The following is a 13,325-nucleotide window of genomic DNA, read 5'->3' as shown; positions in this document are numbered from 1 at the left end:
AGGTTGCGGGCCGCAAGCTCCGCCATCGCCATCCTCGTCGCCGCCGAGGAGCTGCCGAGGTGCGGGATGACCACGCAATTGGGGAGAGCGACGAGGGGATGATCGCTCGGGATCGGTTCCGGATCCGTCACGTCGAGGCCCGCACCGGCGATCGTGCCCTCACGCAAGGCTACCAGCAGTGCGTCGTGGTCGACGATGCCGCCGCGGGCGATGTTCACGAGAGTGGCGGTGGGTTTCATGGTGCGGAGCGCCGAGTCGTCGATCAGATGGCGGGTCTCGTCGGAGAGGGGCACGGCCAGCACGACGTGATCCGACATCGTGAGGAGCTCGGCGAGCGTCACGACCTCGACGCCGGCGGGGGCGCCGGCCCGGAGAGCCCCGGACCGAGTCGCAGTGACGACTCGCATGCCGAATCCGAGGCCGCGGCGGGCCACAGCAGCTCCGATGCGACCGAAGCCGACCACCCCGAGCACCGACGAGTGCACGTCTGCGCCCCAGAGCAGCCCGGGCTCCCACCGCAGCCACTTGCCGTCTCTGACGTGGTCGACGCCCTCCACGACACGGCGCGCCGCGGCGAGGAGAAGCGCGAACGCCGTGTCGGCGGTCGTCTCGGTGAGGACGTCCGGCGTGTGGCCGACGGGGATTCGGCGTTTGGTGCATGCGTCGAGGTCGACGTTGTCGACGCCGACGGCCATGGTCGACACGACCCGCAGGTTCGGTGCCGCGTCGAGCAGCTCCCGGTCGACCTCGTCCGTCAGCATGCAGTACAGCCCGGCGGCCGGCGAGACCGCTTCGAGAAGCCGGTGGCGCGGCATGACGGCGTCGTCCGTCCACAACTCGACGCGGGCCGCGTCACGCAGGATGTCGAGCGCCATCCCAGGTGGGCGCCTCGTCACGACGACGTGCGGTTGTGCCACGCCTGAACGATGGCAGACGGATGCTGGATGTGCGACGGGCCGGTATCCCCGCAAGCGAGGCGGGGCAGGGAGTCACGAAGGTGAGAAGCGGGACGTCAGACCGGGTGACTAGTCGTCCTCGTCGTCGTTCTCGACGACGCGACCCTTCTTGCGAAACCCTGCCATGGACGCCAGGACGGAACCGGCCTGCTCTTCGCCGATCCTCGGCAGCTGTGCCGACTGCCTCGCATAGCGGGTCGTCTCGGACCGCCGCGGGACGTCGTCGCCGAGCGCCGCCGGATACTCGTCGACCGGCTCGCCGGCCAGCACGGTCGGCGCCTCATATGAGTCGTCTGCCGGCTGTCTCTCTGCCGCCAAACCCGAGCCGCCGGCGTCGACGTCGCGGACCGGCTGGAGGTGACGCGGCTCGGCCGTCCCCGGGTGGGAGGACTCGGCTGCGTGCCTGCGCAGCTCGAGGGCCTCGGCGCGCATCCTCTCGGCCGTCTCCGCCGCTCTCTCGAGTGCCTCGTCGGCCTGCGACTTGATGGCAGCGGCCTCGTCGTAGGCGGCCTGGCGGATCCGCTGCGCCTCGGCCTCTGCGGCCACGCGGGCTGCCTCGACGACCGGCCCCGAGTCGGGATCACTCGCCTCGATCTGCGCCAGTTCGGCGCGCAAGGCCTCTGCCTCGCGCAAGGCGGCATCCCGCTCGGCGGCGAGCGAGGCGACCGCCTCGGGTGGGGCGGCCACCTCGCGAGCCTGGGCCTTCTCCTTCTCGGCGTCGGCGAGGATCTGCATCGCCTGCTCCCTCGTACGCCGCGCCTCGTCCTGGGCGTCGATCCTGTACTGCTCGGCGGCTTCCTCGACCTGGCGTGCCCTGGCCTCCGCCTCTGCGAGGATCGCCTGAGCCTTGCCGCCCGCCTGCTCCTCGTCCATGCCCCGACCCGCCCTGTCGTGGGCGTCGCGCAACGCCGCGAGGGCGTCTGCGTGAATCTCGGCAGCCTTCGACTCGGCCGCCGCCAGGAGCTCGGCGGCCGCCCGCTGGGCATCCTCGATCGCCGGCGAGCCCGCGCCGGCCGCGGTCAGCGCCTGATCGGCAGCGACGACCTTCTGCTCGGCCTCGGCGAGCCGTTCCTCGGCCTGCCTGCGCTGCTCCTCGATCCTCACTTGCTCGAGCTCGATCTGCTTGCGTGCCTCGGCGGCTTCCTGTCGCGCCGCGGCCAGCTCCTCTTCGGCCTGCCGGTGCAGGTCGGCGATCTCGTCCTCCGGGTTGGCGGCGGCGGCCCGTTCCGCCTCGAGCTCACCGGCGCGCGCTTCGGCGGCCGCCACCAGTTCGGCAGCCCTCGCCTCGCCTGCGGCGATCGTCGCGGCGGCCCGAGCCTCGGCGCCGGCGAGCCTCTCGGCGAGCTCACGCTCGCCGGCCATGGCGGCCTCCTCGTCCACACCGAGCTGCGAGAGGCGAGCTTCACGCTCGGCGAGCTGGGCCTCGATCTCTGCCTTTCGGGCGGCCGCCGCTTCGATCTCGGCAACGAGCGAAGCCGTCTTCTCCTCGGCCTCGGTCAGCAGGAGGCCGGCTGCGGATGCAGCCTCGTGGTGCGCCCTCTCCGCGGCGGCTTTGGCCTCGAGCTTGACCTGCTGGGCATCCTCCTGAGCGCTGCGCAGCATCGCCCGAAGCTTCTCCTGCGCCGCCGCCTCGATCTCGCGCTTGATCTGGTCAGCTTCCAGCCTGGCTTGCTCGAGGATCCGTCCCGCCTCGCCTGCGGCATCGTCCAGCGACATGGCGGCGGATGCTTCGGTCCGCTCCCGCTCGACGGCCGCTCGGATGTCGGCCGCCTCCGTAGCAGCCTCGTGGCGCATCCTCTCCGCCTCGAGGCGGGCGTCCTCGACGATGCGGTCTGCCGCCGTTTGCGACGCCTCGAGCTCGGCCTGGCGCGCCTCGAGCCGGGCACTCGCCGCCTCGAGCTGACGCTCCCGGGCTTCGAGGTCGTCGATCCTCATCTGGGTGTCCTCGCCGAGTGCACCGGCCGACGCTCCGGCCGCGGCCACGATCTGCTCCGCCTCGGCGGTAGCAGTGGCGACGATGTCTCCCGAGCGGTGCTCCGCCTCCGCCAGCAGGCGCTCCGCCTCGGCGAGCCGCTGCTCGGCGTCTCGCACTGCGTCCTTGAACTCGATGTCGCCGGCGCGGGCGTTCTCGAGGTCGGCACGCAGCGTCCCGAGATCACGATCACGCGCCACCAGCAGGTCTTCGAGCTCGGCGATCCGGTTGGCGGTCGACTCGTCGACGAGCCCTATGGCCGAGGCCGCCTCCGACCGGATCTGCTCCGCTTCTCGGCGGGCTGCGGCGACGACCTGCTCAGCCTCGGCGCGCGCCTCGGCGACGTGATCGAACGACGGCCCGTCGAGGTCCCCCGAGCCCGCTCTCGAGCGCGCCTCGCTGACCACTTCGTCGGCCGTGCGGCGAGCCTCCCGCTCGATCTCCTCGGCGGCGCGCTGTGCCCGCTCGAGGATGCGATCCTTGGCGTCGAACACCGCGAACATCGCGTTGTCCATCGACTTCTCTTCGGCCTGCTTGGCGCGCGACAGCTCCGTCTCCGTCTCGACAAGACGCTCCTTCGTCTGCGACGCCCAACGCTCCAGGTCACGGAATGCCTGCTCGAGATCCTCGAGGTAGGCGCGGACCTCTTTCTGGTTGTAGCCCCGTCTTGCGAGAGAGAATGACTGCTTGTCGATTGATTCAGGGAGTGGCTTCGGGTCCCTCACGGGTGTCCTATCGGTCCGATCTCGGGCACGCTTGACGGTTCTTCGGCCCAACGGCGGCACCGCCCCGCCACGCCGAAGGGGCCGCGACGAAGGCCGCGGGAGGGAGGCTTTCGCAAGGTCACGCGATGGTGATCTCGTCGTCGAGATACACGTCCTGGATGGCGTTGAGAAGCTCGACGCCCTCCGAAGCGGGGCGCTGGAACGCCTTTCGCCCCGAGATGAGTCCCATGCCGCCGGCGCGCTTGTTGATGACCGCCGTCTTGACGGCTTGCGCGAGGTCACCCTCGCCGGACGAGGCGCCGCCCGAGTTGATCAAACCGGCGCGACCCATGTAGCAGTTGGCGACCTGCCAGCGCGTCAGGTCGATCGGATGGTCGGAGGTCAGCTCGTCGTAGACCCGCTTGTGGGTCTTGCCGAACTTGACGGCCCCGTAGCCGTCGTTCGACTCGGGCTGCTTCTGCTTGATGATGTCCGCCTCGATCGTCACACCGAGGTGGTTCGCCTGCCCCGTCAGGTCGGCGGACGCCTCGTAGTTGACGCCGTCGACGGTGAAGGCGCTGTTCCGCACGTAGCACCAGAGGATCGTCGCCATGCCGAGCTCGTGGGCGAGTCCGAACGCCTCGGCCACCTCCTGGAGCTGCCTCGTCGACTCCTCGGACCCGAAGTAGATGGTTGCACCGACTGCCGCTGCGCCGAGGTCGAACGCCTGGTCGACCGAGCCGAACATCACCTGGTCGTACCGGTTCGGGTACGACAGAAGCTCGTTGTGGTTCATCTTGACGATGAACGGGATGCGGTGCGCGAACCTCCTCGAGCACGAGGCGAGCACGCCGAACGTGGAGGCGACCGCGTTGCAGCCGGCATCGATGGCCAGCTCGACGATGTTTTGCGGGTCGAAGTAGCGGGGGTTCGGCGCGAAGGAAGCCGCCGCCGAGTGCTCGATGCCTTGGTCGACCGGGAGGATCGAGACGTACCCGGTTCCGGCCAGCCTCCCGGTGCCGAACAGCGCCGCCAGGTTGCGGAGCACCTGGGGGCTTCTGTCCGTCTGCACGAAGACCCGATCGATGAAGTCGGGCCCCGGCAAGTGGAGGTCCTCCTTGGGGATGCCCTTCGACTCGTGAGTGAGGAGGTCGTGAGCTTCGCCTCCGAGCAGCTTCTCGATGTCCATGTCGACTCCGTGGTGTCGGTTGCGTTCGCCTGCCCATTATCGCAGCCTCTCAGCCCGACCGAGCCTGGCAGGGCGCGGGGCGCATCAAGCGAACTGCAGCGCTTCGGCAACCGCCCTCGCCAGATCGTCGGCCCTGCGACGCAGCGCCGGCTCCGCCGCCATCGCCTCAGCGGGGCCGACCGTCTCGTTGAGATCGACGTAGATCTTGAGCTTCGGCTCGGTGCCGCTCGGACGCACGAGTGCCCGGCCTCCGCCGCCCAGCGTCATGACGAGCAGGTCCGTCGCAGCCAGCCAGCGGGGGCGCTCCTCTGCTCCGACGGAATAGTCGGCGATCCCGGTGACCCGGTGGCCGCCGAGGCGTTCGGGCGGCGTCGCCCGCAGCCGGTCGAGGGCTGCCCCGATCTCGGCGGCTCCTCGAGGGCCCTGGCGGAGGATGCTCAGCTGGGTGCTCACCCACAGGCCGTGCTCCCCGTAGATGCGGGCCAACTCGTCGAGCACGGATCTGCCCTCGGCGGCTGCCGCGGCCGCCATGTCTGCGAACACGACGGCGGCGGAGATGCCGTCCTTGTCGCGGACGATCCTGCCGACCGAGTAGCCCAGCGCCTCCTCGAAACCGAACACGAACCGACCGGCTCCCTCCGCCTCCATTTCGAGGGCGGCGTTCCAGATCCACTTGAAGCCGGTGAGCGTCGTCGTGTAGGCGGCGTCGTGGTGGCGAGCGATCAACTCGAGCAGCGGCGTCGACACGATGCTGTTGATCACCAGTGGGTGCGGTTCCCGGGTCCGATGGAGGATGTGGTCGGCGAGCAGCGCGCCGACCTGGTTGCCGGTGAGGGGACGGAACCCGCCATCTCCGTCGGGGACGGCCACCGCCAGCCGGTCTGTGTCGGGATCGTTCGCCAGGACGAGATCGGCCCGGCGTTCGGCGGCGAGCTCGAGTGCCAGGTCGAGGGCCCCCGGCTCCTCCGGATTCGGGAAGGCAACCGTTGGGAACCGGCCGTCCGGTTCGAACTGCTCCGCCACGGGCAAGACGTTCCGGTGCCCGAAGCGGGCGAGCGCCGCCACCACGTACTTCCCGCCGACTCCATGCAGCGGCGTGTAGACGATGCGCCGCTCTGGTGCCCCGGCGACATCGCCCCGGAACTCGGCGAGCGCGTCGAGATAGCGCTCGAAGACGTCGTCGGGCACGGCCGTGGCCAGATCCGTTTCCGACCCGAACGGGTCGCGGATGCTGGGGACGTCCGACGCGGCGCCCACCGATGCGATGGCGGCTGCGATGTCGGAGTCGACCGGCGGCACGATCTGGGCGAAGTTGGCGTCGTAGACCTTGTAGCCGTTGTCCTGCGGCGGGTTGTGACTGGCGGTGATGACGACGGCCGCCTCCGCTCCCAACAGCTTGGCGGCGAATGCGACGATGGGGGTCGGCACGGGTTCGGGGAAGTAGCGCACCCTGACCCCGGCGGCTGCCAGGACGCCGACCGTGTCCGTCATGAAGCGCTCGCTCGACAGCCTGGCGTCGCGCCCGACCACGACGAGCGGCTCGTCCCTGCGGTCCAGCAGATACCTGGCGAGGCCCCTGGTCGCAGTGATGACAACGGCCCGGTTCATCCTGTTCGAGCCCGCCTCGACCCTTCCGCGCAAACCGGCGGTACCGAACTCGAGTGTCCCCGCCATCCTGTCGGCGAGCTCGTCGAAGTGTCCTGCCTCGAGGAGCCCGTCCAACTCGGCGCGCGTCGCGGGATCGGGGTCGGCCGCCGTCCAGCCTCTGACGGCGGCTTCGAGGTCGGTGGTGCGTGACACTGAGCCGGAGACTACCGACGGGACGAAAGCAGCCTCCATCGCAGGCCGCCGGGGCCGGTACCCTCCACGAGCATGGACCGCATCCACATCGAGGACCTCGAGATCACGGGCATCATCGGCATCAACCCGGCGGAGCGGGTCACGCCCCAGACGATCAGGGTGAACGTGACCATGGAGGTGGACACGGCTGCGGCGGCGAAGAGCGACGACATCGCCGACGCCGTGAACTACAGGACCGTCGCCAAGGCGATCATCGCCCACGTCGAGGGGGGGACTCCGATGCTCGTCGAGCGTCTCGTCCAGGAGATCGCAGATATCTGCCTCGCAACCGATTCGAGAGTTGCATCCGTAGAGGTCAAGGTGGAGAAGCCGGGCGCGGTTCGCAATGCGCGCTCGGTGGGAATCACAATTCACCGTCGGCGTTGACCCCCCGAGGAGGTGATCCATGACCGACCTGACCGAGACCATCATTTCCCTCGGCTCCAACATCGAGCGCGAGGCGAACATCGCCGAGGCGATCAGGCTGCTCCGCCGGCACCGTGGCATCGAGGTCGAGCAGGTGAGCCGGGTCTATCGAAGCACGCCGGTCGGCTCCGACGGATCGCCCGACTTCTACAACGCCGCAGTGCTGGCACGCACGTCACTCGATCCGAAGGAGTTGCGCGACGAGCTCAAGAAGCTCGAGAGGGCGCTGGGACGTGTCAGGACCGACGACCGCAACGCCCCGCGAACGATCGACCTCGACGTCGTGTACTACGCCGATCGCGTCGAGGAGCTCGATGGATGGGAGATCCCCGCCCCGGACGCGACGACCGCGGCCTACGTCGCCATACCCGCAGGAGACGTGGCGCCCACGTTCACCCACCCTGCCACCGGGGCGACACTCGCCGCCATCGCGGCCCAGCAGGTGGCCGACACGTGCGGTGTAACCCCGGTGCCCGACATGCGGCTCGCCCCTCCGCACACCGCCAGGGGTGGCGACGACTGGGACACCCACACCGACGTCTACGCCCCGAAGTTCGAGTCGCTCGTCTACCAGCAGCTCCTCGAGCTCGGGGAGGACCCCGAACGAGAAGGTCTCGCCAGGACGCCGCAGCGGGTGGCGAAGGCCCTCGACTACCTCACGAGCGGTTACTCGACATCCCTCGAGGACGTCGTCAACGGTGCGATCTTCGACGCAGAGGGGGCGGAGGAGATGGTGCTCGTCAAGGACATCGAGTTCTACTCGATGTGCGAGCACCACATGCTGCCGTTCTTCGGCAAGGCGGCTGTCGCCTACCTGCCGAACGGCAAGATCATCGGGCTGTCCAAGTTGGCGCGCATCGTCGACCTGTTCGCCAGGCGGCTGCAGGTCCAGGAGCGCATGACGAACCAGGTCGCCGAGGCGGTCGACGAGATCCTCGCTCCACACGGCGTCGCCGTCGTCGTCGAAGGCGCCCACTTCTGCATGATGATGCGCGGCGTGCAGAAGCAGGAGTCCTCGACCGTGACCAGCGCCATGCTCGGAACGTTCAAGTCGGATGCCCGGACCCGATCCGAGGTGCTCCAGCTCATCCAACGCTGAGAGGGGTCTGAGGAAGAGCCAGCGGGAGCTCGAAACAGGCGCTCACCGGGCCGTCGCGCAGGGGCGAGCTCCAGCACGCTATCTCAGCACCTTGCCGGGGATTGCTCGTGCTGCGTCGGTCCCGCCAGCGACCGTCCTCGACGACCCGACCCATCCCTACCATGACGCCGATGCCACTCCTCGACACGCTCGACAGGCCCGTTCGTGACCTTCGTATCTCCGTCACGGACCGATGCAACTTCCGTTGCACGTACTGCATGCCCAAGGAGGTCTTCAACCGGGAGTACCAGTTCCTGGCCCGTGACATGCTGCTCACATTCGAGGAGATCGCCAGGCTCACCCGGATCTTCGCCGGGCACGGTGTCGAGAAGGTGCGCATCACCGGGGGGGAGCCGCTCATGCGGAGAGGGCTGCCCGACCTCGTCGGCCAGCTCACCCGGATCGAGAGCATCCGCGACCTGACGCTCACGACGAACGGATCGCTGCTCGCCCGAGACGCCGCCGGTCTCGCCGCCGCTGGGCTCGACCGCGTGACGGTGAGCCTCGACTCGCTCGACGACGAGATATTCATGGCGATGAACGACGTCGGTTTCCCGGCATCCCGGGTGCTGGAGGGGATCGACGCAGCGGCGGCCGCCGGCCTGGCTCCCGTCAAGGTCAACATGGTCGTCAAGCGCGGCGTCAACTCGGAGAGCGTCGTCGGGATGGCAGACCACTTCCGAGGTAGCGGACACATCCTTCGCTTCATCGAGTACATGGACGTCGGCCACACGAACGGCTGGCGCCTCGACGATGTGGTTCCCGCCCGGGAGATCATCGAGACGATCGGTTCCAAGTGGCCGCTCGATCCGGTCGACCCGTCGTATCGAGGTGAGGTCGCAGACCGGTACCGCTACCGCGACGGCGCAGGCGAGATCGGGGTCATCAGCTCGGTGACGTCGCCGTTTTGCGGCGACTGCACGAGGGCGCGGCTGTCAGCGGAGGGCAAGCTCTACACGTGCCTGTTCGCCACGGCAGGCACCGACCTGCGGGACCCGCTGCGCGCCGGCGCCTCGGACGACGAGCTCGATGCGATCGTTGCCGGCGTATGGACGAAGAGGGCCGACCGCTACTCCGAGATCCGCTCCGAGGCGACCATCGCCCTGCCGAAGGTCGAGATGAGCTACATCGGGGGCTGAGCGCCTTCACAGCCCTCTGACCAGGGGCTTTACCCTTCTGCGTCTTCGGCGTTCCGCACAGGTTCCGCGAGAGCACCATGCGCAGCATCAATGGTGTCCCGGGCCCGGTCCTCGGATTCGGGCTAGCTAGGATGGGAGTGTTGGCCGTCTCGGTTGTGCCCGCCGGTGCAGGAAATGGAGGGAGCGATCTCGGGAAGGTCCGGGGCGCGACCGCACAACAGCAAAGATTCAGGAGGAATTTATGAGACTTTCAAGACCACCGTTAGAGAGAGACCAGACAATGAGAACTCGCGTCAGGATCAGCTTCGTCGTCGGAGCCGCGGTGACCTTGCTGCTGGCGTTTGCCAGCGGCGCGATCGCGGACCCACCGGATGAGCTCACCAGCCCACCGGACCACAGGCACTTCATTGCGACGCCGAATGGTCTCGTCCCGGTCGGCCCGCAGATCTGCGAGGATCCCGGCCTGCAGCAGGCGTTCAACGAGTTCCACTACAACGTGCACCACTCGGTAGTGCCAGGCATCGGGCCCATCCCCACCAACGGCCCACAGGACGGCGCCCCCGGGTTACACAACGGCCAAGGCGGGGAGATCGTCGGCGTCCCGGGCTGCGGATGACGTCATTGATGGCTCAGTTCGAGTAGCGAGGACTCGCGGAGAGGAGACTAGAAACCTGGCCACGCCGCCCAGTCTCTGCGCCATGAGTCGGCCCTCGTAGGTACAGCGTGGCGGGATCTGCCACGTCGATCAACGCATTCGGATCCGCAGAGTCGCATGTGCCCACAGGAAGGCGGTCTCGGCTCGTTCCTCGCGTTCCGCGGATATTCCGCGAGAGGACGGAATACGGCGCGAAATGACGCGTAGTAATGACAAGCGTGTAATTCCTATTTCCCCAGGTCACAGTATATTTTGAGTGACAACGACGAACGACCAGCACCTTGTCTTCAAATGAGCTACATCGGCGGTTGAGGTCCTTTGCAACCCTCTGACCAGGAGCTTTACCCTTCTGCGTCTTCGGCGTTCCGCACGCGTCCCGAGGGAGCACCCCTTCGTCCTCCGCCCGGCCGCTCGTCGCCGTAGCTCTTGGTCGGGATCGACCGATCGTCGCCAGCCGGTCTCAACGTATAGGTCGATGCTGACATCTGCTCAGCCGCTGGCCACCGGTAGGCTGCAGCGACCCGAGGGCCAAGGACATGGACAGAGCAAAGGAATTCATCCGTCAGAATCGACAGGTCGTCAACGTGATCGGGATCGTTGCGATCGTTGTCGTTGGGGCTTCGCTCGTCGGTCGCCTCTCCGGTGGAGATTCGGCCCCCGTCGCCGTGGATACCACCGTCGTCTCAGAAGCCCAACCTACGTCGACCGTAGTTGGGCCCGCCCCGAGCTCAGAGGTCCCCCCGGTCGACTGCGGCCCACTCATAACGCTCGACGAGGTCACTGAGGCCCTGGGGGTTGCTGACGACCCTGATCGAGGTGGTGGCGCTTCGCAGATCTCCCAACACGAGGTGTGCCACGAGGCCCTTTCCTCGGATCCGACCTTCTATGTGCAGATTGGACCGGGCAGCCCCGACGACTTTGCCCCCGGGGCGGTCATCATCGGCACCACCGGTGAGCCCATATCCGATCTCGGTGACGGAGCCCTCTGGTTCGGCGGTCCCGAGACCGATGACGCCGGCGCGTCCGGTGTAGTTGCAATCCACCAGCTCACCCAGCACGGAGACCTCTTCTTCAGGGTGGTTCTCGGGCGTCCCGACGTTGACGAAGACGTTCAGCGTGAGATCACCGTCGACCTGGCCCGGCTCGCACTTCCCAGGTTCCCTGGTGTCTTCGTCCTGTCTGAGCCCGTGGAGCCTCTTGTGGTGAGCTTCGATGACGAACCGCTCCCGGACTCATCCGGTGTAGACCTCTCGGAGAACCTCCTCGCCCGGGAGGCGGGCGGCGAATGGTCCCGGGGCGAAGGTTTGGCCGCCACTCTTGGGTATCTCGCTGGTGAGGTCGAAGCCTCGGCTGTTGTGGGTGGCCCCGACCTGATCGACAGTTCTGCTTCTTTCGTCATCGAGTTGGCTAGGGACTATCTCGAGAACGGCGACGACCCGACGCTACAGACCGAGATCCAACTCTTGCTCGACGGGATCACATTCAGCTCCGAAGACCTCGAACTGCTGCGCACCCGCGCCGCCCCACGCAGTCTGTCGGTTTCAGCTGCGCCTCTAGCGCAAGAGGAAACCGACGCGTGCCAGAGCCCTGATCCGGGCACGTCGTGCCTCGACCAGATACCGCTGCCGTCGAGGGCGGGGGTGCCCGATGACAAATATACGCTTTGGGCCGATCTGATCAACGGGTTGCAATGGCAGAGCGGCGACATCGAGGCGGCAAAGTTGGCGATCCTCGATTCCGCAGCCAAGTACGAGGCGTTGGGGGAGATGCCCTCGGTGTACGTAATGCTTCAGGCGGGCGGAAAGACCCTGTATGTGGACTATCTCGGACCTGAATGTGTTCTGTACATCGATGAATTTCTTGCCGAATTCAATGATGCCAAGTTCGGTCAGATCGTGGCCCGCGAAATGGCTTTCTGCCTCATCGCCCGTGAGTTCAACACAACGATCAAGGCCGATCAGGTGGGCACCAGATGGTGGAGCCGGGGCCTAGTCAACTATCTCAGCGCTTATGTGTACCCGCGGGTGAATCTCGAGCACGACATCCTGCCTTTGGAACTGTCCGACATCGAACTGTCGACGACTCTGGAAGGTCGGACATGGACGAACTGGATCTTCTTCGAGTATCTCCACGGTTTCATCGGCCCCGAAGGAAACATGGCTCTGATTCGAAACCTTCCGGTTGGGGGCGACCACGTGGCGGCGCTGGCTGGGGTCGACTCGATGGACGAACTGTTTCACGACTTCGAGAGGGGTCTGACCGACGCGAACATTCCGGATCAGGGTCCGGGCACGGTCCCCTACACCCCGAGGACGTGGAAACTCGACGTCTTCGGGCCACTGACGGGGACGTTGATGACTCAACCGTTCGGTGTGCGGCGGCTGGAGATCACCGTCCCCGATGGGAACACCGCCTGCTTCGAGACTATCCAAACGGGTGATCTCCGGGCGTCGTGGAGACGAGGGGTTCCCGGGGAAGCCGGGACCTGGGAGGACGTTCCCCCAGCGACGTTGGAGGGGACAACGATGTTGCTCGTGACTGCGGTGACTCCCGGCGCCGCCTACACCATCGATGTGACCCAGGTCAGCGACGATCCTGATTGCGAGGACGACCAGGAGCCAACGTCGACGACTCTCGGCGACTGTGGGTTGTGTCCACCCTCGCGGTATTTCTTCAACGATTGATCGGTACGCACCAGGTAGCTAGTGGTGTCGCGGGATTGATGACCACGGGCCGCGGCTGTCCCGGTTTGCGGCGTCGGCCACGCGGAGGTCCGGTCTGCCAGGTGCCCCCTCGGCTCGGGTCGCAGGGCGACCGCTCGCCGGTCCCCCGCCGAGCGGGAGACCGCGTTTGGCCCAGTCGAGGAGGCGGGGGCAGTGTCTGGCGGCCAGGTGCCCCCTCGGCTCGGTTTCTTACGCTCATCCCCCGGTCTCCGGGGGATCGACGAGCGCCGCAGGCCGAGTCGAGGGGGCCCTCCGGTCCGGTCGGCCAAGCGGCCCCCTCGGCTCGAGTCGCAGGGCGACCGCTCGCCGGTCCCCCGCGAAGCGGGAGACCGCGTGGGTGGCCGTCCGTACGGTTGACAGGCTTCTACGCAATCCCCCGGTTTCCGGGGGATCGACGAGCGCCGCAGGCCGAGTCGAGGGGGCCCTACGGTCCGGTCTGCCAAGTGCCCCCTCGGCTCGGGTCGCAGGGCGACCGCTCGCCGGTCCCCCGCCGAGCGGGAGACCGCGTTTGTGTGGCCGTCCCCGGTTTGCAGCGTCGGCCACCCGGCGGTCGAGAGCCGAGGTCACCAGGACGACGCACCACT

9 protein-coding genes and 1 pseudogene are annotated in these 13,325 nt (G+C 67.5%); 6 read left to right on the top strand and 4 right to left on the bottom strand.

Translation table 11 applies throughout. The annotated features are described in order from the left end of the window. The 4 genes from VGC47_14770 to VGC47_14755 all read right to left on the bottom strand — a co-directional run. Positions 1 to 917 (bottom strand): D-glycerate dehydrogenase (locus tag VGC47_14770; GenBank protein HEX9856571.1); only part of this gene is annotated, 917 nt, incomplete at its 3' end. A gap of 108 nt (positions 918 to 1,025) precedes the next feature. After that, on the bottom strand, positions 1,026 to 3,653 hold the full coding sequence (locus VGC47_14765; protein HEX9856570.1) for a DivIVA domain-containing protein: 2,628 nt from the start codon (positions 3,651 to 3,653) through the stop codon (positions 1,026 to 1,028). A 118-nt stretch (positions 3,654 to 3,771) separates the two neighbouring features. Further along, positions 3,772 to 4,821 (bottom strand): class I fructose-bisphosphate aldolase, encoded by a 1,050-nt coding sequence (locus VGC47_14760; protein ID HEX9856569.1) that lies wholly within the window; start codon positions 4,819 to 4,821, stop codon positions 3,772 to 3,774. A gap of 84 nt (positions 4,822 to 4,905) precedes the next feature. Next, a complete protein-coding gene (locus VGC47_14755) occupies positions 4,906 to 6,621 on the bottom strand; it encodes a phospho-sugar mutase (GenBank protein HEX9856568.1) in 1,716 nt (571 codons plus the stop codon). A 72-nt stretch (positions 6,622 to 6,693) separates the two neighbouring features. Between VGC47_14755 and folB the strand changes: the two genes are divergently transcribed. The 6 genes and pseudogenes from folB to VGC47_14725 all read left to right on the top strand — a co-directional run bounded on the left by folB (position 6,694) and on the right by VGC47_14725 (position 12,702). Then, entirely contained in the window at positions 6,694 to 7,047 is a 354-nt protein-coding gene (gene folB, locus VGC47_14750) for a dihydroneopterin aldolase (GenBank protein HEX9856567.1), read from the top strand. 19 nt (positions 7,048 to 7,066) lie between these two features. After that, positions 7,067 to 7,462 (top strand): annotated as a pseudogene (folK, locus tag VGC47_14745) (2-amino-4-hydroxy-6-hydroxymethyldihydropteridine diphosphokinase). A gap of 102 nt (positions 7,463 to 7,564) precedes the next feature. Next, positions 7,565 to 8,185, top strand: coding sequence for a GTP cyclohydrolase I FolE (gene folE, locus VGC47_14740; protein ID HEX9856566.1), 621 nt, complete (start codon positions 7,565 to 7,567; stop codon positions 8,183 to 8,185). A gap of 170 nt (positions 8,186 to 8,355) precedes the next feature. Continuing rightward, positions 8,356 to 9,363 carry a GTP 3',8-cyclase MoaA gene (gene moaA, locus VGC47_14735; GenBank protein HEX9856565.1) on the top strand — a complete coding sequence of 336 codons (1,008 nt, stop codon included), beginning with the start codon at positions 8,356 to 8,358 and terminating at the stop codon, positions 9,361 to 9,363. Positions 9,364 to 9,643: 280 nt separating this feature from the next. Continuing rightward, a complete protein-coding gene (locus VGC47_14730) occupies positions 9,644 to 9,979 on the top strand; it encodes a hypothetical protein (protein ID HEX9856564.1) in 336 nt (111 codons plus the stop codon). Between the two features lie 575 nt (positions 9,980 to 10,554). Continuing rightward, positions 10,555 to 12,702 carry a hypothetical protein gene (locus VGC47_14725; GenBank protein HEX9856563.1) on the top strand — a complete coding sequence of 716 codons (2,148 nt, stop codon included), beginning with the start codon at positions 10,555 to 10,557 and terminating at the stop codon, positions 12,700 to 12,702. The last annotated feature ends 623 nt before the right edge of the window (positions 12,703 to 13,325 follow it).

The sequence above is a fragment of the Acidimicrobiia bacterium genome (assembly GCA_036396535.1).
GTDB lineage: Bacteria > Actinomycetota > Acidimicrobiia > Spongiisociales > UBA5794 > DASWKR01.
Note: the sequence above shows the minus strand (reverse complement) of the source record. Positions and strands in the feature narration are given on the sequence as shown.

What these genes read in the sequence shown, in the direction of transcription:
- VGC47_14760 (HEX9856569.1), bottom strand. Translation starts at nt 4,821, where the DNA reads ATGGACATCGAGAAGCTGCTCGGAGGCGAAGCTCACGACCTCCTCACT.
- folB (HEX9856567.1), top strand. Translation starts at nt 6,694, where the DNA reads ATGGACCGCATCCACATCGAGGACCTCGAGATCACGGGCATCATCGGC.
- folE (HEX9856566.1), top strand. Translation starts at nt 7,565, where the DNA reads ATGCGGCTCGCCCCTCCGCACACCGCCAGGGGTGGCGACGACTGGGAC.
- moaA (HEX9856565.1), top strand. Translation starts at nt 8,356, where the DNA reads ATGCCACTCCTCGACACGCTCGACAGGCCCGTTCGTGACCTTCGTATC.
- VGC47_14730 (HEX9856564.1), top strand. Translation starts at nt 9,644, where the DNA reads ATGAGAACTCGCGTCAGGATCAGCTTCGTCGTCGGAGCCGCGGTGACC.
- VGC47_14725 (HEX9856563.1), top strand. Translation starts at nt 10,555, where the DNA reads ATGGACAGAGCAAAGGAATTCATCCGTCAGAATCGACAGGTCGTCAAC.